Here is a 24,421-nt window from a genome sequence, read left to right on the forward strand (position 1 = left end):
AATTCGGGTAGTGGCCCATCCCTCCGATCGGGCGGGGGTGCCGGCCGGGGCCTGCGGCCCTCGGCGTTGACGATGTGTCGCGGACTTCGGGTATCAGTCACAACCTCACCCCCGGGCCCCTCCCCCGGTCCCGGCCGGTGGCCGGTCCGCCGCCTGATTGCTGGGCTGGCGGCCCATCCGGCGCCCCCGGGGCGGGGCCTGCGGCCCTCGGGAGGCACCTTGGGGGCACCGGTCCGGCTCGGGGCCTGCCCGGCCCGGGTGGCGGGCCCTCACGGACGCCCCGCACGGCGGTGCCTGACGGGCCCTCAACCGCACACTCCGGACCGGAATCCGAAGCGAACCCGGGAGCGTTTCCCCGACTTCCGAACAGCTCTATCCTACCGGTCTCTGGACGGGCCCGGGACGAGAACAGGAAACCTCGCGTCAGCCATCCATCCCGGCTCTATCCGGCCGCACTTCCGGCGGGAATCCGAATTCCCCACTGATCCCTTTCAGGCGGCAATCCGAAACCCTTCCGGGGCGCAGCGGCAAGGAATCGAATGCACACCGGAAAGGGGCCTACGGCCCTCCACGACGACACGACGACCGTCCTTCCAGGCCGCCCAGGAAATCCCGTCCAGCGTCACCCGGGCAATTCCCGGAGTGGCGACACCAAACCGAACACCGGACCTGGACGGCGGCCAGGGCGCCACCAGGGCGGGGCGCAGCGGGGCGCGGCACCGGGCGGCCAGGGCGGGCACGGGCACAGCGGCCGGACGGCCGAGACGGGCGCAGCGGGACGGCCTGGCGGCCGACCAGGACGGCGGCCAGGGCCCAGCAGCCGGGCGCGGCACCGGGCGACGCGGGCAGGCGGCAGCAGGCCGCCGAGGCCGGCCAACCGGCGCAGCCCGGTGCAACACGAAGTGCAACACGCCCACCCGCCCCCGCTCCCGGCCACATAACACCTGGTCAGACCCGCAACACGGCTCCGTGTTGCACCCCACCGCAACACCACGTTGCAGCCCCGCGTTGCACCCCCACCCACCACCAGGACGACCACCAGAACAGCCTCCACGGCGGCCTGACGGCCACCCAGCCGTCTGGCGAAGGGCGCAGCGGCGGGCACGGCCCGGACGGCGGCGCAGCGAGGCAGGCAGGGCAGCACGGCGGGGCCGGGACCGGCGGCGGCAGGCACCCGGACGGCCCGGACGGCCCCGGACGGCGGCAGCAAGCGGGGCGGGCACGGCCACGGCCACCGGGAACGGCGGGAAGGGCGGGCACGGCCTGGACGGCGGCGGCCGAGCAGGGGCGCAGCAGGCCCGGGACGGCGGCGCAGCGAGGCGGGCACGGCCACCGGGAACGGCGGGCCCGGCCTGGACGAAACCGAACACCAACCCCCGCCACCACCCCCACCCAGCAATTCCAACCCGAATTCACACCACCACCCAGCGGCCAATCCACCAAACCAACCCAATCGAATTACCGGCGGAATTCACCCCCGAAAACAACCCACAACACCAGACCCACCCCCCAACCGGCCCGACCCGACCCCCAACCCCACCCACCACCACACACAGTCACCAAACCCCGCCCCGAACACCCACCCCGCCACCACCCCGACAGACACAACCAAAGGTCCAGACAATCCCGCCTCCGAGGCCAAAACACCCCACACCCGCCAACAGGTCACACCCGACGGCCCCTCGCCGGGTAGAGCTTGGCGTGCAGCACCCGGTCCTCCCACCACGGATCGTCCGGAGCAGACACCAGCGCGGCCACCAGCTCGCGCTTGGTCGGGACCGGCAGCATCAACGGGCCCAAGCCCTTTGCGGCTCGGACCTGTACGCACTCGGGGCACTCCAGCCGGTCCGGCCGGGCCTTCTCCCGCAGCTCCGGCTTCGAGCCCTCCTTCCCCCCGATCGAGCCCCGGCACGTCCAGCACGGCCGCAGCGCGGCGTTGGCTGTACGGGCGGCCTCCAGCTGTTCTTCGGCCTCCCGTTCCAGGCGCTCCTCGCGGTCCTGGTGGCAGGGCCAGCTGCGGCCACCCGGGCGGCGGGTCCACTCGACCTGTCCCCCGGGGCCGTACTCCCAGGTGCTCTCCTCCTTCGGGACCTGGCCGTATGGGCAACGAATCGAACAAGGGCGCTTCAATTGAAGCGCCCTTGTTCGATTTCTAAGGCTGTCCGAGTGCGCGGTGGGCGGTTGCTGGTCAGCCGGTCGGGCCGAGGCGGCTGAAGGCCCATCGGAGCACCTCCTGGTCAACGCGGGTGCGGCCGGTACGTTGGAGGGCTGTGTGGGTGTGGGCGGTCAGGCGGGCCCAGTTGCGGAAGTTGCCGTGGGCCGCGTGCTGGTCGGCGAAGGCGATGTCGCCGGGGTCAGCTTCGGCCCAGAGGGGGTGATAGAGCGGGATGACGTCCAGGACCTCCTCGGGGGTGAGGCGGGCGAGGCGCTGCCAGGACGAGGCCTTTGCTGCGCCGGCGGGGCGCCCGGACCCACGCCGGCGGCCGCCCTGCTCAGCCTCGATGGCGCCCGCCCGCCGGCGCCGGGCCGGCGGGCGGGCTTTCCCTGCGGAGTTCTACCGGAGCCCATGCCGGATCAGCCGTGCTGGTCCGAGGCGATGAGGGTGTCGATCATGCGCTGCAGCAGGGCGGCCAGGAAACGGGCGTCCTGGGCGCCCTTGTGGTCTCCGAGCTGGTCCAGCATCACAGCCTTGTCGCGCAGCTCCGCGAGCTGCTGGCGCATCCTGCCGATGTCCGCGCGGTGGTCGGTGGGGTTGTCGGCCACGACCGTGGCCACGCCCTGCTGGGCTGGGGCGGCCTGGGCGGGGGCGGCCGCGAGCAGGGCGCCGCCGGCCAGGGCGACGGTCAGGGCGATGGTGGGTATGCGATGGCGCATTGAGCTTTCTCCTCACGTTCAACGTACGTAGTTGACGGCACATCAGGGAGTGACCCGTCAGTAGCCATCTATTACCAACACAACCTCGACCGGCCGGGTTGTCGAATTCCGCGATCTTTTTCTCCCCTCCTTCCACATGGCCGACGAACCGTCACCACTGCTCCCGAACGCGTAACCGGGAACGGGAGGAGGTGGAGCGTGAGCGGGCCCGCCCGGGGTGGTGACGACGTCCAAGGCGCCAGCACCGTGGAGCTGCTCGGGCTGATCGCCGAGAAGCCCCGACCTGCATGGCACGTTCTGGGACAGGGCTGGCGGCCTGGACCTCAACATCATCGGGTTCGTCATCGTCGGCCTGTACTTCAGGGCTGCGACCTGCTCGCGCTTGGTCGGGGCGGGCAGCACCAAGGGGCCCAACTCCTCCGTCTCCCGGTCGCTGACGCACTGCGGGCACTCCAGCCGGTCCGGGTCGGCCTTCTCCCGCAGCTCCAGCAAGGAGCCGGCCTTCCCACCGATCGAGCCTCGGCACGTCCAGCACGGGCGCAGCGCGGCGTTCGCCTCCCGGGCCGCCTCCAAGTCGGCGGTGATGGGCAGGCGGAACTGCCTTCAAGTTCTGCTGTTCTCCGCGAGGCTAGGCTCATGGCTTCCGTGGTCTTCCGTGTCTCTCCGATCGCCGGGGAGACGACCTTCTCGTTGGTTGGCCGGGTCGCTGCCCGCTACGGCCTGGACGACGCCGCTGTGCTGACGCACTGGCAGTGGCTCAGCCACCGGCCTCGGCATGAGGGCGGTGCGCTGCGGGCGGACGCCGAGGTGCTGCTGGATGCGGCGGGTGCTGGCCGGGTTGTGCGGGGTCGACGAGGACGTGCTGGGGCGAGCGTTGCCGGCGTGGGGGCTGGCCGACGAGAAACTGGCCTCGCGGGCGGCTGACAGTGGCCCTGGGGCGGTGTGGCGGGTGGGTGGTGCGGTGGTGGGGCCGGTGGCGTTCGGGTGCCGGTCGTCACGGCTCGGCGGGCCAGGGCGCCGGTGCGGGTGGTGCGGTACGCGCAGCGGTGGGAGCGGGTGTGTACGCGACACGGGCGGTGGCTGGGATGCGGACACGGACCAGGCGCTGGAGCACCTGGATCTGCGCAGCCTGCCGGAGATCGCCCGGGCGCAGCGGCGGTGGGCGGGGGTGGCGAGGCGGGCGGTGCGGGCGGGGGTGGGGCCTGGGGAGGTGTTCTCGGTGGCGTGGGCGGTGGTGTGCCGGTGGTGGGATCTGGCGTTGGAGTGGCCGGACGAGCGGGTGTGCCCCGCTCGGCTGCACGCCCTGGCGGGTGGGGACGCGGGCGGGGATTTCTGGCGGTGGCGGGCGATGGCGCGGGACGCGGCCGTCTTCCCGGAGGTGGTGGAGGTCGCCGCCGCGCTGCTGGATCCGGTGATGAGCGAGTTGGTCTGGCGGGACAGCGGGGCCGGGCGGCCTCGGGCGCTGCCGGCGGACGGGGCGTTCTGCCGGCGACTGGGCGAGCGGGTTGGGCGCCAGTGGCTGGGGCCGCTGGCCGCGGTCGACTTCGGCGGGCCGCTGATCGCCTGGATGGGAGCGGTGATCCGCCGACGTCGCGGGGTGGCCGTGCCGCCCGGGTACCGGGACGGTCTATGGCGGGTGCGCCAGGAGCTCCAGCCTGCGGGCATGGCCGCGCAGCTGCGGGCGCTGACGAAGGAAGCGAGGCTGCCGGGGTCGGGGACGATGTGGCGCTCGGCGGTTGAGCCTGAGCGGAGGGTGCTGATCACCAACCTGCTCGGCGACACGGAGGAGCAGCTGATCCAGCTGCGCGGGGCGCAGCGGGGCAGCAGTGCGGAGGCCGCCGAGCGTCTGCTGAAGGGCTTGGATTACAGCATCGGCCTGCTGCAGGAGGCGGTGCGGGAGACGGTGGAGGCCGCGTTGGAGGCCGGAGTGCGGGCGGACGACGTGGCCGCATGGGCGGGGCTGTCCCCGGGCGCGCTCGCCGAGTTGCTCGGGCCTGGTGGTGGGACGGTGCGGTAGAAGGGGTCTGGCGGGTTGCTGGGCCGGGGCTGGCCCGGGCAGGGAGCAGCGCTGTGTAGGCGAGGCCGGGATTGGGCTCGGTGGTGGGGTGTGGGCCCGGGTGAGAACACGGGTGCGCGTGGAGCCCGTTATCGCACCAGGTCACGGGGCGGGGTGCGGGGAAAGCCGTCCGCGCGGGCGTGTGTAGCGGGTTGGCTGAGAACCGTGAGCGGCGTGGACGGTTGGGCCGGGGCGGGTGGTGCCAGGACGGCGAGGTCGAGGCCGGGCTCCTCGTACGGCTCTCGGCCGAGCGCCGTCAGGGGGCTCTCCCCCTCGTCGGCCAGGCCGCTGGGAAGCGGGTGCTGCGGGCGGTCTGGGCGCCGGCAGTCGCGATGGCAGGATGACGGCATGGTGACGAATCAGCCGTGGTCGGGGTTCCACGACGACCTGTTGGCGGCGAAGGCATTGGTGTACGACCCGAGCGGTTTCACCTGCTCACCGGCGGTGCCCGAACCGGAGAGTGCCGAATACGCGGCTTGCGGGTTCACGCTCGACGGCCGCTCGCTCCGGTTCCGCGTTGCCAAGACCACCCCGACGAAGGCGGGCCAGTTCGTCACCGTGTGGCAGCGGTCCCAGGAGGGGCCGATCCGGCCCTTCGACGCCGCCGACGGGGTGGACCTCTTCGTCATCAGCAGCCACGACGAGAACGGCTTCGGACAGTTCGTGTTCCCGCGCGAGGTGCTGTGCGGGCACGACATCGTCTCCCGCAACGGCTCCGGCGGGAAACGAGGATTCCGTGTCTACCCACCGTGGGTGACCACGACCAACCGGCAGGCCCGCAACACACAGGCATGGCAAGTGAACTACTTCCTCCACATCGGCCAGAACGGGCCTGCCGACCTGACGCACGCCCACGCCCTGTACCACCCGTAAGCGCCCGCTCCTGCCCGGCATCCCTCCGCCGAACCAACGGGTCATGCAGAAGTCGCCGAAACGAGTGGACGGGCCCCGCGCACGCGTCCTGACTACCCGGCGGTTCTCCTCAGCGGGTACGGCTGCCAGTCGTCGCGGCTGACGGTGGCGTTCCCCGCGAGGCGCCAGGAGCGGGTATGCCGCGCCGTCCTCCAGGTCGCCGACGAGTGCCGGGCGTTCTCGATCCACCCGACGAGCTCGGGAAGGGCGTACCGCCACAGGGCATCGCGGGCAGCTTCACGGTCGGCGGCCGGGAGCGGGAAGGCGCTGACTCGCACGCTGGACCGCGGGATCAGATAGGCACCGCCGCCGTGGTGTGCGGAGCGGGCCGGGATCCACTCGACCTGCAGCACAGTGCGGTCGGCCCTCGGACGGTCGCTGAAGCACAGGTTGTCGGCATCGGGCGTCAGCGGTCCGAGGGCTCTGCAGATATCTGCCGGGGCGAGCGGCCATGACGAAGGGCGCGGCGGGCGAGGATGATCGGCTGGCACGCGCCCGAGGATGACAGACGCCCTGGTCGCAGCGCACCTGCCTTTTCCATCGGCGCGCCGCCGGCGGTTAGACCGCTGGACGTCGGCATCGGAACGGACAGTACCGCGTGGGGGTCTGTAACGGGACAGAGCCGTTCACTGGACAGGAACGCCGACCCGCTCAGTTGGGTTGGGTGGCTGTTGTTTCCGGGCTTGAGGACTGTGTTGGCCAGGGGCGAGGAGGGGGTTGTGGCGCGTTGGTTGGCCGTATCGCTCGCCGAGACGTATCCCGTACAGGCTGCGGCCGCACTGCCACGGTCACCCCGGAGGCGCCGGGCGTTCACGTTTCGCGAAGGGGACCGTCTGATCGTCATTTCTCGGTGTCGAGTTGGATGTGGTCGATGTCTTCGTCCAGGAAGGTGGTCAGGTCCTGGGCTTCGGCGTGGACGGCTTCCTGTTCCGGGGCGGTGAGGGGGCGGAGGGGGCTGATGCGAAGGTGGTGGTTGCGCGTGGTCCAGATGGCGGTGACGCGTCCGTCGACGAGGACGGTGCGGTGGCCTGCGACGGACAGGCCGAGGTGGGGGGTGTCGATGATGCGGCTGCGGTCGTGGTAGCCGAGGATGGCGTTGTCGAACGCCGGTAGGAACCGGGGCGGGGGTTTCGGGGTCGGGGCGAGGTGCGTCGGGCAGATCGAGCGGTTCGCGGCCGCGTCCGTCGCGGAAGGCGACGAGTTCCTCCCGGACGGCCTTGATCGCGGCGGGAAGACCGGCGAGGCCGCACCAGGCTCGCAGGTCCGCGCTGGCGGCGGGCCCGTAGGCGGCCAGGTAGCGGCGCAGCAGGCGGCGCCCGACGGGATCGGTGTCATCGGTGGGCAGGGGGTCGATGTCCCGTTCCAGCCAGGTGGCCAACGGCAGGTTGCGTACGCCTTCGGTCCGGCGCCAGAGGCCGCGGGGTGGGAGCTGGGCCATGGGGATGAGGGCTGCGACGAGCAGCTCGCCCAGGACGCGGCGTGGTGGGCCGGGCCAGCGGTCTTCGAGGGCTTGTACGAGGTCGCTCATGGATACGGGGCTGCTGGTCGGCCATGGCCGCGCGGCCGGCGGCGGCGACCTCGTCCGGGTCGATGCCGGCCAGTTCGCGCCGGTAGGTTCCCAGGACTCGCTGACGCAGCATGGTGTCGTGGCGGGCTCGCCAGGCGAGTGCGTCGTCGGAGGTGACGAGGTGGACGGTGCGGCGCATCAGGTGGGTGCGCACCACCGTACGGCCGGTCAGTGCGTCGTCCAGTTGCTCCGGCTTGAAGTCGGCCAGGCGGGACCACAGCCCGACGAAGGGTTCCTGGGGCTCCTGCGCCTGCAGGCCGCACAGGTGGGCCACCGCCTCGGGCGCGGAGGTGTCGCTGCGGGTGAGGAGGTGCTGGCGGGCGAGGGTGGCGCGGTTGAGGGCGCGGGTGTCGAGGACGGTCATCGCGTTCCCGTCTTGCCCGAGACCATGGTGCCCGGGCAGAAGGTGCTGACTTCAATGCCGGTCTGCCCCGGCTTCCGCATCTGCACGGTGACCTGCTTCCTTCCGCTTCTCTACGTGGGTGGTGCCTGCGCCGTCCGGACCGCCAGTGGGACAGCGACGGCCCGGACGGCGCAGGCGTGTCAGGTCGGCTGCATCAGCCGTTGTACGGGGCGGTGACGTCCAGGACCCAGGTGACGCCGAAGCGGTCGGTGAGCATCCCGTACAGCGGTGCCCACTGCGCGGGCTCCAGCGGACGCACAACGGTCGAGCCCTCGGCGAGCCTGCCCCACAGGGCGCCGATCTCCTCGGCGTCGTCACCGCGGACGGAGACGAAGAACGGGTTCTCACCCCGGTTCCAGGGCAGCTGCGAGGGGACGTCGTAGGCCATGACGTGGAAGCCGTTGTCGCCGGTCACCTCGCCCCACATCACCCAGTCCGCCTCGCTCTCGTCCTGCACGGCGCCCGCGTCCTTGTAGGTGACCGCGACGGTGCGTCCGCCGAAGACCGACTGGTAGAACTCCAGCGCCTCGCGTGCGGTGCCCCGGAAGTTCAGGTGGGTGGTGGTCGTGATGGACATGTCCCTGATCCTTGCCTCAATGTGACGAATACGCCGCCGACGGTCCAAGCCCGTCGGTGACGGCTGCCGTGAACAGGAGCGATGCCTCCCGACCGGCTCGAACGCCACTGTGGCGGAGGTAGCGGACAGGGTGTGTCCTGTACTGCGGCGAAAATGGATCTCCTGCACAAGACGTCCTCCCGGCTGCTCTCGCTGCTCTCGCTGCTCCAAACGCACCGTGACTGGTCCGGCGAGGATCTCGCCGAGCGTCTGAGCATCACGTCGCGCACCGTGCGCGGTGACATCGACCGGCTGCGCGAACTCGGCTACCCGATCACGACCGTCAAAGGACCGGCCGGCGGCTACCGCCTGGAGGCCGGCGCCCACCTGCCGCCCATGCTGTTCGACGACGACCGGGCCGTCGCCCTGGCCGTCGCGCTGCCGACCGCAGCCACCGGCACGTCCCTGGGCCCGCGGCCGCTGTTCCTCGGCCTCGACAAATGCGCCGCCGCGGGCGTCGTCACCTCCTTCCGCACCGCCGGCACGCACCTCGTCACGGCCGTCCACAGCGGCGACCGCGTGTACCAGGACAACGGCGCCAACCCCGAGACCACCACCGTCACGGTGAGCCCCTGAACGGGCCGGGGACTGAGCGGCCGTCTGCGTCCAAGCAGCGGCCGCACGGTGGTCCAGTCCGCACCGCCGGCGTGAGGGCCGCCCCGGAGGCCGCCGTCCCGGGCGCCCTCGCTCAGGCCGCCGGGGCGAGGGCCGGGGCGGGCCGCGTCTGCTCGTGGGCGTAGCCGACCCGCAGGAGTACCGGCTCGCCGAGGGGCCGGCCGAGCAGCTGCATGCCGATCGGCAGGCCCGCCTCGTCGTGGCCGACCGGGACGGTCAGGGCGGGCACCCCGGTGATGTTCGCGGGGGCGCTGAGCCGTACGTAGGCGTCGGAGACGCCCTCGACCGTGCCGTCCGGCCAGGTGACCGTCTCCTGGCCGGCCCTGACCGCGGGCATCGGCACGCTCGGGGCGGCGATCACGTCGACCTCCTCCAGCATCCGCGCCCACTCGGCGCGCATGAGCGTGCGGGAGCGCTGGGCGCGTACGTAGTCACCGGCGCTCATCAGTTCGCTCGCCTCCAGGAGGATGCGGACGTCGTCCTGGTACAGCTCGGGGACGGTGCGCAGGCTGCCCTCGTGGTAGGCGCCCGCCTCCGGCACCATCAGTCCCCACTGGGTGGCCTGGACGTAGCGGGTCATCGGGATGTCGACCTCGACGAGCCGGGCGCCCAGGGCCTCCAGCTGCCCGATGGCGTGCCGCACCGCGGCCTCCACCTGCGGGTCGACCCGGTCGAAGTAGTAGTTTCGCGGCACGCCGATGCGCAGTCCCGTCAGGTCCGTTGCGTCGCCGGGCTGGTAGTGCGCGGCGGGCGCGGACAGTGAGGCGGGGTCGCGGGGGTCGTGTCCGGCCAGCGCGGTCAGGACCAAGGCCGCGTCCTCGACGGTGCGGGTGATCGGACCGACGTGGTCCAGCGACCAGGACAGGGACGTGACGCCATGACGGGGCACCAGACCGTAGGTCGGCTTCAGGCCGACGACCCCGTTGAGTGCGGCGGGCACCCGGATCGACCCGCCCGTGTCGGTGCCCAGAGCGAAGGTCGCCGCGCCCGCGGCGACAGCGACCGCGGAACCGCCACTGGAGCCTCCGGCGACCCGGCCGCGGTCCCAGGCGTTGCGGGTCTGCGGGGTGGTCAGGCCGAACGCGAACTCGTGGGTGTGGGTCTTGCCGAGCAGGACGGCGCCGGCCGCGCTCAGGCGCGCCGCGACCGTGCTGTCCGCCGCCGCGCGGTGGCCGGCGCGGACGCGGGAGCTGGCGGTGGTGGCCATCCCGCCGACGTCGATCAGGTCCTTGAGCGCCATCGGGACGCCGTGCAGCGGTCCCCGGTGGCGGCCGTGCGCCACGTCGTGCGCGGCCTCGGTGGCCGCGCGGCGGGCGTGTTCCGCCGTGACCGTGACGTAGGCGCCGAGCCGCGGCTCGGTCTTCTCGATGCGGTCGAGGACGGAGTCGACCAGTTCGACGGGGGACAGTCGCCGGGCGCGGATCGCGTCCGCGGCGGCGGTGAGGGAGAGCTCATACGGCTGCATCGTGCTTCTCCTGTGCGGCGCGGTAGGCGGCGGCGGGCGCGACGTCCGCGAAGTCCAGCTCGCGCAGGACCGAGACGACCGCGTGGATGTGGTTGGCGACCGCGGCGACCGCGGCATGGCGCTCGGCGGGCAGGACGAGTCCGGAGCGGGCGGCCCAGCGGGCGGCCTCCGGTGGGGTGAGTTCGACGGTGGACACGGATGCTCTCCTGCTCGGTCGGGTTCTCGGTTGGGTTCTCGATCGGGGACCGTAAAGGCCAATGGCTTGCTTGAGATGGTTGCGGGCGCCGCGGCCCTCGCGGTCAGGCCGCGGTGGCCGGGAGTTCGGCGCCCGGCTCGGCGAGCAGCCGGTAGCGGCCGTTCTCCCGGCGGACGGTGCCGGCCGTCGGCTGGGGGAAGTGGGTGCCCAGGAGCAGCGTGTCGGTGTCCGCCAGGGCGTCGAGCAGACGGGCCCGGGTGCGCACCGCCGTGGCCGGGTCGGTGTCGACGCAGCTGTGCACGTGGGGGTGGGACAGCTGCACGGGGTGGTGGATGCTGTCGCCGGTGATCAGCGCCCGGCGGTCGCTGCCGCGCAGTTCCACGGCCACCTGCCCCGGGGTGTGGCCCGGGGCGGGGACCAGGAGGACGCCCGGCGCGACCTCGTACCCGTCCGCGTTCCCGTGCCCCTGTTCGGGGACGGCCACGGCGTCGTACTGCCCGGCGTCGCGGACGGGGTGGACGGAGTCGCGGAACATCTGGGCGCGGGCCTCGTCCAGGTCGGCGGCGGCCCAGTGGTCCCATTCGGTGCGGCTGGTGAGGTAGCGGGCGTTGGGGAAAGTGGGGACCCAGCCCCCACCGTCGAGGCGGGTGTTCCAGCCGACGTGGTCGGTGTGCAGGTGGGTGGTGATCACCAGGTCCACGGACTCGGGCGGGAAGCCGGCGGCGGTCAGGCGCTCCAGGAAGTCGGTGTCCAGGCCGTTCCACGCCGGGTTGGCGCGCGGCTTGGCGTTGCCGATGCCGGTGTCCACCACGATCCGTAGTCCGCCGGCCTCCACGGCGAAGCCGTGGCTCGCCAGGCGGGGGACGTCGGCGTCGGCGAAGTCGGGGCGCAGCCACGGCGCCTGGTCGAGCACCTGCCTGGTGGCGTCCGGCAGCAGCCAGGGCCCGGTCTGCCGCGGCAGTTCGATCTCGTCGACGCGGCGCACGGTGATGTCGCCGAGGCTCCATCCCGTGCTCGTGCGGGAGGCGGCGGGGCGTGGCGGGGCGGGGCGTGGCGGGGCGGGGCGTGGCGGGGCGGGGCGTGGCGGGGCGTGGCGGGGCGGGGCGTGGCGGGGCGGGGCGTGGCGGGGCGGGGGGTGGCGGTGCTCAACGGTGGGTCCTTTCGGGCAGTACGGGGGGGGCGTGCTCGGGCTGGGTGTGCTCAGGCGGCGGGCGGGCGCCGCAGGCCGCGGACGAGGCCGGCCAGGGCGAGCAGCAGGACCGTCGCGGCGTAGAGCGAGAGGGCGGTGGGCAGGCCGTACAGGTCGGTCAGTCGGCCGGCGAGGACGGCGGGGACGCTCATCGCCAGGTAGGCGAGGACGTAGTAGGCGGCGAGCGTGCCGGCGCGTTCGCCCGGGGCGGCCGGGGGCAGCAGCAGACGCAGGGCGCCCTGGGTGACGGCGCCGAAGCCCGCGCCCGCCGCGGCGGCGCCGGCGAACAGCGCGGCCAGGCTGTGCAGGTGGGGGGCGCCCAGGGTCAGCAGGGTCCCCGGGAGCAGGAGCACGGTGCCGGTCAGACTCACGGCGCGGGCGGGCAGGGCCCGGCAGGCGTGGCCGGTGAGGCCGGCTGCGGCCGTCAGGGTGAAGAAGACCAGGCCGCCGGTGGCGGGGACGGTGTGCGGGGCGATGAGACGGGCGAGCGAGGGGCCGAGGGAGGAGTAGAAGCCGCCCAGCGCCCAGGCGGCGGCGATGCCGGGGGCGGCGAGCGCCAGGGCCGGCCGGGAAGCGCGGGCGACGGCGATCGCGGGGCGCAGCGAGCGCAGGACGCCGGGTCCGGAGCGGGCGGTCCCGGAGCGGGCGGTCCCGGAGCGGGCGGTCCCGGAGCGGGCGGTCCCGGAGCGGGCGGTCCCGGAGCGGGCGGTTTCGGGGGTGCGCAGGACGGCGGCGGTCTGCGCGACGAAGAGCAGGAGCAGCAGCAGGTAGACGGTGCGGGTGGGGGCGGGGGCGTACTGCGCGAGGGCCGTGGCGGCCAGCACGCCGGCGGCCATGCCGGCCGCAGGGGCGACAGCGTTGGCGGCCGTCGCCCGGCCGGGGCGGTCGGGGTCCTCGAAGTCGAGCAGAGCGGCTCCGGCGGCGCTGGTGGCCACGCCGGTGGCCAGGCCCTGCAGGATCCGGGCGGCGATCAGCGTCGCCGCCCCCTGGGCGGCGGCGAGGACGGCCGTCGCGGCGGCTTCGGCCAGCAGGGCCCCAGCGAGGACCGGGCGCCGACCGAGGCGGTCCGAGAGCGTGCCGGCGGTCAGCAGGGCCAGCAGCAAGGCGAGCGCGTAGGCGCTGAACACGACGGTGAGCGTGGTGGCCGACAGGTGCCACGCGTGCTGGTAGAGCGGGTAGATCGGGGTCGGTGCGCTGGAGGCTGCCAGCAGGGCCACCAGGACCGAGGCATGCAGGTGGAAGGCGCTGCGGCGGCTCGACGCGGGCAGGCGGCGAGGGCGGAACGGCAGGGCGGTCACGCTGGTCATGGAGCACCTCGAACCCTTAAGGCGAATGCTTTGCGTTAAGCACTCTAGGCACTCAGGGCCCGTGACGCAAATATTTAGCTTTTAGCGGCCCGGGGGCGGGGGCGGCGCGGCGGCGCCGAGCGCCGCCGCGACCAGGCCGTCGGTGTAGGCCCCGGACAACTCCGAGGGGCGGAACAGGATCCGGTACATCACAGGGGCGACGAGAACGTCCAGCAGGCTCTCCACGCCGGGCACCCCCTCCCCCCGCCCGGCCGCGCGCACGCAGACGGCCTCCAACTGCTCGGCGGCGTAGTCGCAGCAGCGGACCGCGTTGCCCTGCTCGGGGTCACCCAGCAGGGCGTCGCGAATGTACATACGGCCCGCCGCCGAGGACATCTCCTCGACGAACTGCGCGACCCACGCCTCCAGATCGGCCCGCAGACCACCGTGATCGGCCGGCGGGGCGTCCGGGCGCAAGCGTTCGATCGCCACGTCGGACAGCAACTCCCGCAAGTCCCCCCAACGCCGATAGACGGTGGACGGCGTCACCCCCGCACGCGCAGCGACCAGCGGCACAGTAAGCGCCTCCCGCCCCACCTCCGCCTCCAGCTCACGGACAGCCCGGTGCACGGACCGCTGGACGCGAGCACTGCGCCCACCGGGACGTGCGGTCGCTCGGAAACCCATGCCCACACCTTAATGCGAAGAAATTGCGTCCAGCCGGGACGTCACCCCGGCCAGGCCGCTACGAAACGAGCCCACGATTCGCCGTCATCCCGTCCCCAGATCAGAGACCGAACTGCCCGATAACCCGGACAGCGACCCCGCCCGGGCACAGGCCAGTGCTGTCGACCAGCAGATGAACGTCCGAGATGCGAGCGAAGCCGTCGAACAGTCGACCCAGCACCCGACGCCCACGCCGATCAGATTATTGCCGAACCATTCCAGATCACGTCCGGACACCTTCCCCACAAAACAGGACCGGCCCACGTCACATTCCAGCCACACACTCCGGCCGACGACCAACCCAGGAACAGCACACGAGGAACACCACACGCCAGCCGCACTCCCGAAAAGGAGCCCGCACAGCAGTCGACGAGCGCGGCGTCGGCCGAGTCGTCGAAGTCCCAAACGAGCGTGAACAGCAGACCCGGCAGGTCGGCCTGGGCACGCAGCCCGGCCGGCACGTCCTGCTCGGCGGTGGCGGTGGTGGCCTCCACGGCGGTGCTTCTCCTTCGGATGCTGAGACGACTCGGCGAGGCGCTCGGGGCTATGGAAGGGTCAGGCGGGCGGCCTCTCCCCGGGGCCAGGTCATGGATGGGGAGAGGCCGACCTCTGACTGAGCGCTTCAGTTGGCGAGCTTTGCCAACTGAAGCGCTCAGCGCGGGGCATGTCCGTTACCGTCTCGGTCCTGCTGCGGCGTACAGCACGGTGCCGGTCGCCAGCAGGGCCCACGCGGTCGCGGCGGACGCCGTCGTGGCGGGGGAAATGATCATCCAGCCGCCCACCTCTCCCGCGATGCCGGGCGGAACCGGGACGAGGAGGGTGAACGCGAGCCAGCCGATCGGCAGGGTCCATGCGAACTGTGCCCCGCACAGCACCGCCCCGAGCGCGGCCAGGCCGATCAGGCCCGCGCTGTCCCGGACGACGAGCGCGGCGGGGGCGAGCCCCACTCCCGCCGCCTGGACCGCCAGCAGCGCCGCCCCGGCGACCGCGCCGGCCAGCAGCACGTGCGCCGCCCGCCGGGGCATCCACCGGATCGCGGCCGTGCGATCCAGTGCGGAATCCTGCCCGCCGAGCCCGACAGAAGCGGCCGCCACGTTCGCGGTCAGGACCAGGACCGCGATCCCCTCCATCGAGCCCGCGCCGTCCTGGTTGAAGGCCCACGCCGCCAGCGCGACGAGCGCGACCGCCGCGGCCGAGGTGGGCACCTGCCGTGAACGCGCGTACAGCATCAGCCACCTCATTGCGACGCCTTTCCCGCCAGCACCGAAAGCTCGTTGTACCCCGTGCAGGAGAGGGCGGCGGTGTGCACCTCGGCGATCCGCGAGCGCTGCTCGGCCGGTGACAGCGCCATCAGCCGCTGCCAGGCGACGTCGGCGTCCGCCCATGTACGTTGTGAGTACGCGTAGGAGTCCGGCCTCTGCAGCGGTTCGAACTGGTGATCGCCGAGGGCCCAGCTCGCGGCGATGCTCTGTACGGGGATGTCGACCTGCCCCCCGCCCTCCCAGGGCGTGCGCGGTGAGCAGTTCGGTGCCAGGCCCTGGGCGACCAGGAGGCGGGTCAGTTCCGCCCCCGTCGCATGGGCGATCAGCGGGTCGTCGAAGTCGACCAGCACCACGTCGCCGGAGAGTTCGCGGTTGTCGCCGAGCGCGCGCAGCTCGGTATCCTCCCGCACCGAGTTCGGTGCCTTGTCACCCAAGGCGTCGTGCAGCACGCGCAGCGCGTCCTTGCCGCGCGGCGCGAGCTCGGGCAGGTGTGAGCGGTTGGCCTGCGTCACGCACACCGGTCCGTCGCAGACCAGGGTGGCGGCGGCCTTGTCGACGACGTAGGTGTCACGCGGAGTGGCCGGAAGGATCAGCAGGGCCAGCGCCGCGCCGGCCAGGACGGGGGCCACCGCGAGCAGTCGGGCCCGGCGGGTCGCGGCCGACAGCAGTGCGAAACCGGTCGAGAGCATGCCGAGCAGCCAGAGCGTCTGGCCGAAGTGCACGGAGCCGGCCAGAGTCAGCAGCACCTCCCGCGGCTCCGCGGTCACCGGGAACAGCAAGGCGAGCCGGTTCGGCGCGCTGCTCGACGGCAGTGCCCCCTCATTGCTCTGCCGCAGGAGGAGGGCCGTCAGCAAGAGGAACACCGTCAGGGCCGGCGGGGTAAGCACGGAGGGCACGGCCCGCGCGACGCCCATGCCTAACACGGCCCCCGCGACGAGGGACAGCGCCGCCACCAGCGAGATCGGCAGCCAGCCGAGACTCGTGTACGCGGTGGCGCCCAGGGCCACCTGGACTCCGCCCACGAGGGCCAGGAGGCCGAAGCCGGACGCCAGCACGAGTGCCGTCGCGCCGGCCGGCAGCGCCGCACGGCGCCAGGCCGGCAGCGGCGTGGTCGTCAGCAGTTCGGCCATCCGCGAGCGGGAGTCGCGCAGCCCGTACACCGCCCCCATGCCCACCACGAGCGGCCACCAGAAGCCCAGCAGGTACCGGGTCCACAGGGCCATGGAAGTCCACTGGGCCGTCCATCCCGCGTCGCCCTGCCACCAGATCCCGTCGATCAGGCAGAAGACCGCCAGACTGCCTCCCAGGACGACGAGGCCGGGCCACGGGGCGAGGGAGCGCTTCAGCTCGATACGCAGCACCCGCCCGTTCACCAGGTGCCTCCCGGCTGCTCGGAGCCCTGGAGCAGGGCCGAGTAGCCGCGCTCCAGGGGGCTGTCGCCCGGATACTCGGGGCCGCCCGCCGCCGCCAGGTCGTCCGGCGTGCCCTGGAAGACGAGGCGGCCCGCGGCGAAGAGCACCACGTCGGAACAGGCGGCCGCGACGTCCTCGACCAGATGGGTGGAGACGACCACACAGGTGTCGCGGCCCAACTCCTGCAACAGCTCGCGAAAGCGCAGCCGCTGCGCCGGGTCCAGGCCGACTGTCGGCTCGTCCAGCAGCAGCACCGCGGGATCGTTGACGATGGCCTGGGCGATGCCGGCCCGCCGCACCATGCCCCCGGACAGGGTCTTCATCCGGTGGTCGGCGCGGTCCGCCAGGCCCACCCGTTCCACGGCCCGCTGGACGGCCGCGGGGACGTCCGCCTTGGGAACCTCCTTCAGCCAGGCCATGTACTCGACGAACTCACGCACCGTGAATCGCTTGTAGTAGCCGAACTCCTGCGGCAGGTAGCCGATTTTGCGGCGCAGGGCCCGGTGGTCGACCATCGCGCCCACGCAGGTGCCGAGCATCTCCAGTTCGCCCTCGGTGGGGCGCAGCACGGTGGCCAGCGTCCGGATCAGGGTGGTCTTTCCCGCTCCGTTGGGCCCCAGGAGGCCGTGGGTGCCGATGCCAAGGGAGAGGTCGAGTCCGTCGACGGCCATCTTCTTGCGTCCGACGCGTACTCTCATGCCGCTGGCGCGGATCTCCCAGGCGTAGGTCTTCGGCGCGGTGTCGGCCGCGCTCGTGGTGGGCGTCATGCGGTGGTCCCTTTCGAGGGTCGACGATGGTTTCACAGCGTTGAGTACGCGTTTCTGCGGGCGATCACGGCGCCGGTGCCGAGCGCGAGGAGCAGCCCCCACACGGGCAGTTGGTCGGGCTGGAGGACCAGCCGCAGGGCAAGGGGGACGCGGCCGGTGGCCCACGCGGGTGCCACGACGACGACGCCCCACGCGACCGCCAGCCCGACGGCGGCGCGGGTCACGCCGACCACGCTGCCCAGCGCCAGTGCGGTGGAGGTGAAGGCCAGCGAGGGCAGCAGCCACTGCGCGGCCGTCATGGTTCCGGTCAGCCATCCCCCCACCAGGAGCCCGGGCAGGACCACCACGAGAACCGCCGTGGTGCGCCTGAGGAGCAGGGGCAAGCCGGCCCGGGCGGTCGAGGCCGTCAGTTCGTGCGCCGGGTCCAGGCCGCGCGACCACGATGCGGCGACGCCGCACAGCGGCAGCACGGGCGCGATCGCCAACACGGGAGAGGTGTCGCCGGAGAACGTCGGCGGCGCGACCGCGTCCAGCAGCAGCGCCATCAGGGTGACGACGACGGTCATGGCCAACCACGGGGCCATGGCCGGAGTCAGCCAGGCCGCCGCCCACTTCGGGCGGTGTCGCCGCGAGGGCGCCGGGACGGCCGCGTCCAGCTGCGGTTCCAGAGCGGCCCGGACGGTGTCCAGGAGCGCGGCGATGCCGGGCGCCTCGGTGGCCACACAGGCCGCCAGGTGACTCCGGCACGGCGCGCACGTCTCCAGATGGGCCTCCAACGCCCATACCGTGTCCGCGGCCATCGCCGCGTCACCACGCGCGTAGTCGTCGAGCAACCGCATCGACGCGTGTTCCCCGCTCATGTCAGTGCCTCCCGCATCGCGATTCGGGCCCGTCGGGCGCGGGTCTTGACCGTGCCTTCGGGCAGTCTGAGCAGCACGGCGGTCTCCCGGACCGAAAGCCCGTCGAGCACCATGGCCTGCAACACCTGCCGCAGTTCCGGTGCCAGTTGCCGCAGGGCGTCGCCGACCTCGCCGCCGACGGTCCCGGCCAGTGCCTCCTCCTCCGCCGCGGGCACCACCGCCCGTTCGGCAGCGGCGACCGGCGGTTCGGCGTGGTGGGCACGGCGCCGGAACGCGTCGACCAGGCGGCGCGCCGCGATCGTCCACAGCCATCCGACGGCCGTCCCACCGACCGCGCTCCCGGCGAACGCGCCCGCCGCGCGCCACACCGCCAGATAGGTCTCCTGCATGACCTCGGCGACGATCTGCTCGTCCGCGCAGCGACGGCGCAACCGCACCGCCAGCCACGGCGACGTGCGCCGGTACAACTCGTCGAACGCCCCGCGGTCACCTCTGGCCACCAGCCGGACGAGGCCCTCCTCGTCCAACTCGTCCAGTGCTCTCCTGCGTGATCTCACATGAGCCAGACGCCCGATGCGGCGCACGGGTTCTGCGCCTGACATGACCTGCGTCACAGTGTCGCGCGAGGAGGATTGCGATCCCCGTGAACCCGGTCGCCGCCTTCGACCCTCTCGTGGTGAACCCTGCCCGCCAGCTGAAGCACTCACTCGCCAACCGAAGCGCTCCGTCACACGACCGGACTCTCTACTGCTGCTCGGGCGGCACCCAGCCGCGAACTTCCAGGTAGGCGTGGTTCGACAGCGCGAGGTGGACCTCGGCGCCACCCGCCCAGGTGGTGAACGTCGCCCCCGCTCCGAGGGGTAGACCCAGGCGCGGTCTCCGGTGACCGGGGCTGGCCTGGACCACCCCTGGCTACTGCGCCGGCGGAAGGGTGGTGCAGGGCCGCTGGTCCGGGTCGCGTGGCGGCGGCTACCCGCAGAGGGTCCGGTCGGGCTTCCGGCCCACCTGGTGATCACCACCGGGTAGGTCTGGGGGCCGCAGCGTCCGCGGCGCCGGCTACCTGATCAAAGCCCCAAGCTCCAGCGGCGAGCAAACCGACGAGAAGTGACCAGGCGGCGCCCCAGACGACGTCACGCAGCTGCGTGTCCGACGGGGCAGTTCAGCCGCTTGTCACAGCCGAACTGGTTGGCAAAACAAAGCCTGTTACCGCAGGTGAGCCAGCAGACCCTACGACGCACAGATGTGCTTCCGCCGAATCAGTTCGAGCCGGCACTTCGTCTGCCTGCCCTGCCGAGCCTGCTACAAGAAGAGGTCGGAGCCGCAGGCTGTGCTCCGCTGCCCGCGGTGTCGCGGCGAGCTGATCGACGCAGGCCATGACCTCGCCGTTCCCGCTCGCCGCGACACGGCAGGCTGGCGCGCACTCACCGCACTGCTGAACGCCGGAGTCACGTTCCACTCATCCTGCTGCGACGGCCCAGGCTGGCGGCCGCGCACCCCCGCCGAGATCAAGAGCCGGTTGGCGGCCTCAGCCGGCACAGGAATCCCCGCGTTCACCGCCCTCACCACCTCGGACCTGGACGAACTGAGAGAGAAGCGTCCCAGCTGAGTGGTGTGCCGCGATCGGCGACCCGTGTCCGTGTCATGGCCAGCCGCGGCAGGGGGCTGTCCGGCTGGCCAGGCGCGGCGCTACGGGGCGGGCTCATACTCAGCGACCGTCGCTCTTCCCACTGCTGCCCTGTGGCCCCGCCTGGACGGCCTGCGCCAGTGCGCCCCCGTAGCGCGAACAGTGACGTCAGATCCGCCACGCCGGAGAATTTATGCAGCAGCATGCCGACCTGGCTGTCGCTACCAGCCCTGACCGCGTCCACGATCCCGATGATCAAATCCTGCGCCCCCGGGGGCGCTCAATCCGGTTCGCATCCCTGTCTCCTGCCGTCAACTGGCACCCAGTCAGACAATGAGACTGTCACCGAGCGATCATCAGACGGCCGGATTGGGCAACTGCACCCCGCCCCGCCGCTCAGCTGTGCTATAGGCCCAGGGCTGCTTCGGCGCTTCGGCGCTTCGACGCTTCGACGCTTCGACGGTGACACGGCAGGGCGAAGCGCTGGCCACGAACGAAGGGCTCGCCCCTGCGTCCGCCCGACCCGGCGCCAGACCATCAAGTGTCGAGGTATGGGAGTCCCCCGAGGCCTTCCACGCCTTCCTTACAGCCGCTGGGTAAGGAACAGCCGATCCGACCGCGGGGCCGCTGTTCTCAGTCGGCTCGAGCGGCCGTCACCCAGTAGCCGTGAGGACGTCCAGGAATCGCGTCTGGTCGACCGAGACCGAGATCCGCGTCCGGGTGCCGGCCGCCGGCCGCGCACCCCAGGCGCCGCGCTCGCGGTACACCTCGACCTCGCGGAACATGCAGACGGATTCGTCGAGCGCCACGGCGGCCGCGAGCGGGTCGTGGAAGGCCTTGCCGGCGCGGCGCTTGGCCAGGTAGACCTCCATGCCTGCCCGCACGAGCGCCATCCCGGGTGTGAGCCGCCGCGCCGACAGGGCGGCGTGCATGGCACCGTCGTAGACGACGCCGTGGCAGACGTTCTTCGAGACCAGCACCCGCTCACCAACGTGGGGCGACTCCAGCAGCTTCAACGCGGCGTCCGGAGCGCCGTTAAAGTTGTACGTCCCGCAGGTCTCGCGTCCCTCGAACTTGGGGAGACGGTGTTCGGGCGCGACGACGCAGTCGCCGGCGAAGCCGCCCTGCGCGACCCAGCGGGCGATGCGCACGTTCGGTTCCCGCTCCAGGAGCGTGCCGGGATTCTTCAGCGGCGCCCCCGTGAGCAGCGTCGCGTCCGCGCTGGCGAAGTCGTCCCGCAGCAGCTGCCAGGCCTCGGCGTCGGGTTCGTGAGCCGGAACCTTCCCAAGCCATCGGCGGTGGAAGCCCGACACCGGCTTCACGTCGGCGCCGGGCCGGTACGCGCCGACCGGCACGCTCACCCCGAGGCGCCCCAGGAGGTGCTTGACGATGCCGACCTGCTCATACGATCCGGGCATGACCGTCACCGCCACCAGGTGCGCCCAAGGATGGGTCGCGAGGGCACACAAGGTGAAGACGTCGTCGGGGTCGCCGGTCTCCATGTCGAACACGATCGGGATCGCCATGCCCGCGACCGTACCGACCAGACGGAGCGTCACCAAGGCAATATCGGCGAAACAGGCGCGCTCGGCCACCCCCTCTTCGACGGCGGCGACATCACGACTTCACCCCCCTCACCCCCGTCAGCAGCCCCCGGCCCGGCGACCCCATCAGTGGCAACCCGGTGTCAGGACATGAGTTCCTTCCTGCACCTGTACCTGATCGACCCCGAGGAGAAGCGCCGGCGCGTCGGAGGCGGCGACGGGTCCCTGCTCGACGAGCTCAGCCGGAATTTGGTACGTCCTTGGCAGCCGCCGACCGTGAGTTCGCCTCCGAGATCGCCGACGGGGCGCCGCCCGCACACGAGGCGTTGCGTGCGCTCGTACAGGGCGGCCCTTCCACTCCTATCGGCAGTACGCAGCACGCCCCAGCACGCCGCTTCATGTTACGGGGCGGCCGCGTGATCGATGGGACGTTGTCAGGACGGCGGGCCCCGCGCCCGTCTGTCTCCGCACAACGCTCTGGTGTTGTCCTTGCGCCGGCCACCCGCGCCGTGGCGATTTGTCGTGGCTGTGGCCCTTAACCTCGCGCTTTCACGAAGTGGGCTGTCCGGCAGGTGATCAGCAAAGCAGAAAGTGCCTCTGACCTGCGAGAATAAGGATTGTCTAGGCCCTTGTTCCCGCACCAGCCGGAGGCACTTCCCAGGTGAGTAAGCGTATCGGGTCGTATCCGCGTGTGCGGGTGTCGGGTGGCGGTGGCGGGATTGTCTCGCAGGCCGGCGGGGTGCTGCTGGTGGAAACGACCCGAAGAACAGGGCTGGCTGATGCGCTGTCTGCGGCGCTCGCGCCGTGGCGCAAGCCCAGGGCGGTTCATGACCCCGGCAAGATCCTGTTGGATCTCGCGCTGACAGTGGCATTGGGCGGGGACTGCCTGGCGGACGTCGCGATGCTGCGGGCCGAGCCCGCCGTGTTCGGGCCGGTGGCATCGGATCCGACTGTTTCCCGCCTGGTCGACACCCTGGCGGCGGCTGGACCCAAGGCACTGACGGCAATCCGCCGTGCTCGGGCCGAAGTCCGCGAGCGGGTCTGGCGGTTGGCCCGCGAGGCGGCCCCGGACGCGGGCGGCGAGGTGATCGTGGACATCGACGGCGTGCTGGTCATGGCGCATTCCGAGAAGGAGCACGCCGCCAAGACCTGGAAGAAGACGTTCGGCCATCACCCGCTGTTCGCGTTCGTCGACCACGGCCGAGACGGGTCCGGGGAACCTGTCGCCGGCCTGCTCAGGCGCGGGAACGCGGGCAGCAACACCGCCGCCGACCACATCGAGGCCGCCCGAATGGCCCTGGGCCAGCTGCCGAAGAAGTACCGGCGTGGACGCCACACCCTGATCCGCGCCGACTCCGGCGGCGGCACCCACAAGTTCCTCAACTGGATCACTGCACGCGGAAGGTGGCTTTCCTACTCGGTGGGGATGACCATCACCGACGCCATCCACCAGACCGTCCTGCTCGTGCCGGCCTCGGCCTGGACGCCCGCGATCGGGCCGGACGGCGAGATCCGGGACGGCGCCTGGGTGGCCGAACTCGCCGGGGACGTCCTCACTGGCTGGCCGAAGGGCATGCGGCTGATCGTCCGCAAGGAACGGCCGCACCCCGGAGCCCAGTTGCGCTTCACCGACGCCGACGGAATGCGGCTGACCTGCTTCGCCACCAACACCGCCCACGTCCCGATCGCCCACCTGGAGCTGCGGCACCGCCAGCGCGCCCGCGCCGAGGACCGCATCCGCGCCGCCCGCGACACCGGCCTGCGCAACCTCCCCCTCCAAGCGGCCGCGCAGAACCAGGTCTGGCTCGAGATCATCCAGCTCGCGCTCGACCTGCTCGCCTGGATGCCCATGCTCGCCCTCACTGGGCCCGCCCGCCGGTGGGAACCCAAACGCCTGCGGCTACGGCTGTTCTCCGCCGCCGCCCAACTCGTCACCACCAGCCGCCGCCGCGTGCTCCGCCTCGCTCGACACTGGCCCTGGACCGATGTGATCACCAGCGCCTTCGAACGGCTACAAGCCCTGCCGAACCCGGGCTGACCAGCGTCGATGCCCTATCCCAGCCAGCAACTGACCCTCCCCGGAGACGTGGAACCCGGCGCCCACCCGACGCGACAGCCGGGCCACAGGCATCCTCGCCACCGCCAGAAAGCCGAAACGGCCCGCCGGATGAACCGACGGACCGTCACGAAAGATCGAGGTTAATCCGCACGCACCCGTACCGGTCCACGAACTCCCGGTAGTCCGACGGTAAGGCGAAGCCGACCTCCGCCAGGGAACGGTCCCACGGTGTAGCCGCCGTCCAAACCGAAGGCTCTCCGAGGATCCGTGCCAGGCGATCGAGTTTCATACTCATATTTCGCTCGACTAAGGTCTCGCGCCACTGGCACGAGCGAGACCCCTCGGCTCCGATATTCGATCAATGATTCGACTGACCTCCGGGAGCGCCTGCATCACTGATCCGGTCCGAACATCTCTGGGACCCAGATCGGTGCCGCAGACTCCTGAAATGCGAGGTCAGCAAGTTCAGGGGTCTCGCCAGCAACAACCAGGAGAAGGAACTCGACCATCCCCATGTCGTACCGACTCCAGCCGTCCGGAAACCTTCCTCTGTGCCAGACAATAACGGGCCATCGGTCCGGATCCGCCCCTTCCGTCAGCCAGAAACAGATATCGCCATTGTAATTTCCCGCCCACATCAGCAACCCGCCGGCCTCCGGGTATACCTGATACGGGCACAAGTCGAACGATTCCTCCCTCATGGCCCGGAACTCAAGCCCAATGTCCTCCGTAGTCCTCCGTACCATACGGGAGATCCCGTCGGCCACGTTTACTCCTCCGGGCCGCGGCAACGGGTCAAGGATGCCAAGGTCGCCCCGGATCTCCCCCGCCCCGAAGACGTCGATGAACTCCCGGTAGTCCGAGGGGAGCCCAATGCCAATCGCCCGCAGCGCCGCACTCCAGGGCATGCGATACGCCCCCTGGGGCACCCACCCTGCCAGGCCGGCAAGTTCCCTCACATCATCGCGCACGCTACATCACCTAGTGG

Annotated in this window: 22 protein-coding genes and 3 pseudogenes; 6 read left to right on the plus strand and 19 right to left on the minus strand. The window is 71.8% G+C overall.

All coding sequences use genetic code 11. From position 1 onward, the window contains the following. Positions 1–1,665 precede the first annotated feature (1,665 nt). Entirely contained in the window at positions 1,666–2,130 is a 465-nt protein-coding gene (locus F7Q99_RS27500; RefSeq protein WP_153466675.1) for a hypothetical protein, read from the minus strand. A gap of 444 nt (positions 2,131–2,574) precedes the next feature. After that, positions 2,575–2,874, minus strand: a complete 300-nt coding sequence (locus tag F7Q99_RS27510) for a hypothetical protein (RefSeq protein WP_153466676.1) — start codon at positions 2,872–2,874, stop codon at positions 2,575–2,577. A gap of 243 nt (positions 2,875–3,117) precedes the next feature. On the opposite strand from F7Q99_RS27510, the pseudogene F7Q99_RS41595 reads away from it, so the two are divergent. Together F7Q99_RS41595 and F7Q99_RS41600 are read left to right on the plus strand one after the other, a co-directional pair. Next, positions 3,118–3,235: pseudogene (locus F7Q99_RS41595) on the plus strand (HoxN/HupN/NixA family nickel/cobalt transporter); the annotation flags it as partial. Between the two features lie 858 nt (positions 3,236–4,093). Then, positions 4,094–4,891 (plus strand): hypothetical protein, encoded by a 798-nt coding sequence (locus tag F7Q99_RS41600; RefSeq protein ID WP_230210952.1) that lies wholly within the window; start codon positions 4,094–4,096, stop codon positions 4,889–4,891. A gap of 128 nt (positions 4,892–5,019) precedes the next feature. On the opposite strand, the gene F7Q99_RS43745 is transcribed toward F7Q99_RS41600, so the two are convergent. Continuing rightward, positions 5,020–5,280 carry an NUDIX domain-containing protein gene (locus F7Q99_RS43745; RefSeq protein ID WP_407697879.1) on the minus strand — a complete coding sequence of 87 codons (261 nt, stop codon included), beginning with the start codon at positions 5,278–5,280 and terminating at the stop codon, positions 5,020–5,022. Here F7Q99_RS43745 and F7Q99_RS27525 point away from each other — a divergent pair. Next, positions 5,279–5,803 carry a MepB family protein gene (locus F7Q99_RS27525; protein ID WP_153466678.1) on the plus strand — a complete coding sequence of 175 codons (525 nt, stop codon included), beginning with the start codon at positions 5,279–5,281 and terminating at the stop codon, positions 5,801–5,803. The two genes, F7Q99_RS43745 and F7Q99_RS27525, sit on opposite strands and share 2 nt — an antisense overlap. Before the next feature lie 92 nt (positions 5,804–5,895). Here F7Q99_RS27525 and F7Q99_RS27530 read toward each other — a convergent pair whose 3' ends face one another. The 3 genes and pseudogenes from F7Q99_RS27530 to F7Q99_RS27540 form a co-directional block, all read right to left on the minus strand. Continuing rightward, entirely contained in the window at positions 5,896–6,195 is a 300-nt protein-coding gene (locus F7Q99_RS27530) for a hypothetical protein (protein WP_153466679.1), read from the minus strand. A gap of 487 nt (positions 6,196–6,682) precedes the next feature. Continuing rightward, positions 6,683–7,773 (minus strand): annotated as a pseudogene (locus F7Q99_RS27535) (winged helix DNA-binding domain-containing protein). A gap of 193 nt (positions 7,774–7,966) precedes the next feature. Beyond that, the gene (locus tag F7Q99_RS27540; RefSeq protein ID WP_153466680.1) at positions 7,967–8,389 is read right to left on the minus strand and encodes a VOC family protein; all 423 of its coding nucleotides are present in this window, start codon (positions 8,387–8,389) and stop codon (positions 7,967–7,969) included. Between the two features lie 153 nt (positions 8,390–8,542). On the opposite strand from F7Q99_RS27540, the pseudogene F7Q99_RS27545 reads away from it, so the two are divergent. Next, positions 8,543–8,836, plus strand: a pseudogene (locus F7Q99_RS27545) (helix-turn-helix transcriptional regulator); the annotation flags it as partial. 280 nt (positions 8,837–9,116) lie between these two features. On the opposite strand, the gene F7Q99_RS27550 reads toward F7Q99_RS27545, so the two are convergent. From F7Q99_RS27550 to F7Q99_RS27605, 12 genes are all read right to left on the minus strand, one after another. Next, complete coding sequence (locus tag F7Q99_RS27550) at positions 9,117–10,508, minus strand: amidase (protein ID WP_153466681.1); 1,392 nt, start codon at positions 10,506–10,508, stop codon at positions 9,117–9,119. Then, positions 10,495–10,704 carry a hypothetical protein gene (locus tag F7Q99_RS27555; RefSeq protein ID WP_326847267.1) on the minus strand — a complete coding sequence of 70 codons (210 nt, stop codon included), beginning with the start codon at positions 10,702–10,704 and terminating at the stop codon, positions 10,495–10,497. The genes F7Q99_RS27550 and F7Q99_RS27555 overlap by 14 nt, the downstream gene beginning before the upstream one ends. A 103-nt stretch (positions 10,705–10,807) precedes the next feature. Beyond that, positions 10,808–11,695: an MBL fold metallo-hydrolase gene (locus tag F7Q99_RS27560; RefSeq protein ID WP_407697887.1), complete on the minus strand. Its 888-nt coding sequence runs from the start codon at positions 11,693–11,695 to the stop codon at positions 10,808–10,810. Positions 11,696–11,904: 209 nt separating this feature from the next. Further along, positions 11,905–13,200: an MFS transporter gene (locus tag F7Q99_RS27565; RefSeq protein WP_153466682.1), complete on the minus strand. Its 1,296-nt coding sequence runs from the start codon at positions 13,198–13,200 to the stop codon at positions 11,905–11,907. Positions 13,201–13,281: 81 nt separating this feature from the next. Next, positions 13,282–13,866: a TetR/AcrR family transcriptional regulator gene (locus F7Q99_RS27570; protein WP_153466683.1), complete on the minus strand. Its 585-nt coding sequence runs from the start codon at positions 13,864–13,866 to the stop codon at positions 13,282–13,284. 236 nt (positions 13,867–14,102) lie between these two features. Then, positions 14,103–14,399, minus strand: a complete 297-nt coding sequence (locus tag F7Q99_RS27575; RefSeq protein WP_153466684.1) for a hypothetical protein — start codon at positions 14,397–14,399, stop codon at positions 14,103–14,105. Between the two features lie 177 nt (positions 14,400–14,576). After that, positions 14,577–15,146, minus strand: coding sequence for a hypothetical protein (locus F7Q99_RS27580; protein ID WP_153466685.1), 570 nt, complete (start codon positions 15,144–15,146; stop codon positions 14,577–14,579). Continuing rightward, positions 15,143–16,540, minus strand: a complete 1,398-nt coding sequence (locus F7Q99_RS27585; RefSeq protein WP_326847269.1) for a hypothetical protein — start codon at positions 16,538–16,540, stop codon at positions 15,143–15,145. Before F7Q99_RS27585 ends, F7Q99_RS27580 begins: the two co-directional genes overlap by 4 nt. Next, complete coding sequence (locus tag F7Q99_RS27590; protein WP_153466687.1) at positions 16,537–17,346, minus strand: ABC transporter ATP-binding protein; 810 nt, start codon at positions 17,344–17,346, stop codon at positions 16,537–16,539. The genes F7Q99_RS27585 and F7Q99_RS27590 overlap by 4 nt, the downstream gene beginning before the upstream one ends. Positions 17,347–17,378: 32 nt before the next feature. Then, positions 17,379–18,206: a zf-HC2 domain-containing protein gene (locus tag F7Q99_RS27595; RefSeq protein WP_195911273.1), complete on the minus strand. Its 828-nt coding sequence runs from the start codon at positions 18,204–18,206 to the stop codon at positions 17,379–17,381. Continuing rightward, positions 18,203–18,706 (minus strand): RNA polymerase sigma factor, encoded by a 504-nt coding sequence (locus F7Q99_RS27600; RefSeq protein WP_407697888.1) that lies wholly within the window; start codon positions 18,704–18,706, stop codon positions 18,203–18,205. The genes F7Q99_RS27595 and F7Q99_RS27600 overlap by 4 nt, the downstream gene beginning before the upstream one ends. A 1,777-nt stretch (positions 18,707–20,483) precedes the next feature. Then, positions 20,484–21,425 carry a nucleoside hydrolase gene (locus F7Q99_RS27605; RefSeq protein ID WP_326847271.1) on the minus strand — a complete coding sequence of 314 codons (942 nt, stop codon included), beginning with the start codon at positions 21,423–21,425 and terminating at the stop codon, positions 20,484–20,486. Between the two features lie 89 nt (positions 21,426–21,514). Between F7Q99_RS27605 and F7Q99_RS43870 the strand changes: the two genes are divergently transcribed. After that, on the plus strand, positions 21,515–21,913 hold the full coding sequence (locus tag F7Q99_RS43870; RefSeq protein ID WP_456114938.1) for a DUF7691 family protein: 399 nt from the start codon (positions 21,515–21,517) through the stop codon (positions 21,911–21,913). A 122-nt stretch (positions 21,914–22,035) separates the two neighbouring features. Continuing rightward, positions 22,036–23,412, plus strand: coding sequence for an IS1380 family transposase (locus F7Q99_RS27610; protein WP_326846080.1), 1,377 nt, complete (start codon positions 22,036–22,038; stop codon positions 23,410–23,412). Positions 23,413–23,825: 413 nt separating this feature from the next. On the opposite strand, the gene F7Q99_RS27615 is transcribed toward F7Q99_RS27610, so the two are convergent. Next, positions 23,826–24,404: an SMI1/KNR4 family protein gene (locus F7Q99_RS27615; RefSeq protein ID WP_153466688.1), complete on the minus strand. Its 579-nt coding sequence runs from the start codon at positions 24,402–24,404 to the stop codon at positions 23,826–23,828. Positions 24,405–24,421 lie beyond the last annotated feature (17 nt).

The sequence above is a fragment of the Streptomyces kaniharaensis genome (genome assembly GCF_009569385.1).
In the GTDB taxonomy this organism is placed as follows: domain Bacteria; phylum Actinomycetota; class Actinomycetes; order Streptomycetales; family Streptomycetaceae; genus Kitasatospora; species Kitasatospora kaniharaensis.

What these genes read in the sequence shown, in the direction of transcription:
- F7Q99_RS27510 (WP_153466676.1), bottom strand. Translation starts at nt 2,874, where the DNA reads ATGCGCCATCGCATACCCACCATCGCCCTGACCGTCGCCCTGGCCGGC.
- F7Q99_RS27525 (WP_153466678.1), top strand. Translation starts at nt 5,279, where the DNA reads ATGGTGACGAATCAGCCGTGGTCGGGGTTCCACGACGACCTGTTGGCG.
- F7Q99_RS43745 (WP_407697879.1), bottom strand. Translation starts at nt 5,280, where the DNA reads ATGCCGTCATCCTGCCATCGCGACTGCCGGCGCCCAGACCGCCCGCAG.
- F7Q99_RS27540 (WP_153466680.1), bottom strand. Translation starts at nt 8,389, where the DNA reads ATGTCCATCACGACCACCACCCACCTGAACTTCCGGGGCACCGCACGC.
- F7Q99_RS27550 (WP_153466681.1), bottom strand. Translation starts at nt 10,508, where the DNA reads ATGCAGCCGTATGAGCTCTCCCTCACCGCCGCCGCGGACGCGATCCGC.
- F7Q99_RS27565 (WP_153466682.1), bottom strand. Translation starts at nt 13,200, where the DNA reads ATGACCAGCGTGACCGCCCTGCCGTTCCGCCCTCGCCGCCTGCCCGCG.
- F7Q99_RS27570 (WP_153466683.1), bottom strand. Translation starts at nt 13,866, where the DNA reads ATGGGTTTCCGAGCGACCGCACGTCCCGGTGGGCGCAGTGCTCGCGTC.
- F7Q99_RS27580 (WP_153466685.1), bottom strand. Translation starts at nt 15,146, where the DNA reads ATGAGGTGGCTGATGCTGTACGCGCGTTCACGGCAGGTGCCCACCTCG.
- F7Q99_RS27590 (WP_153466687.1), bottom strand. Translation starts at nt 17,346, where the DNA reads ATGACGCCCACCACGAGCGCGGCCGACACCGCGCCGAAGACCTACGCC.
- F7Q99_RS27595 (WP_195911273.1), bottom strand. Translation starts at nt 18,206, where the DNA reads ATGAGCGGGGAACACGCGTCGATGCGGTTGCTCGACGACTACGCGCGT.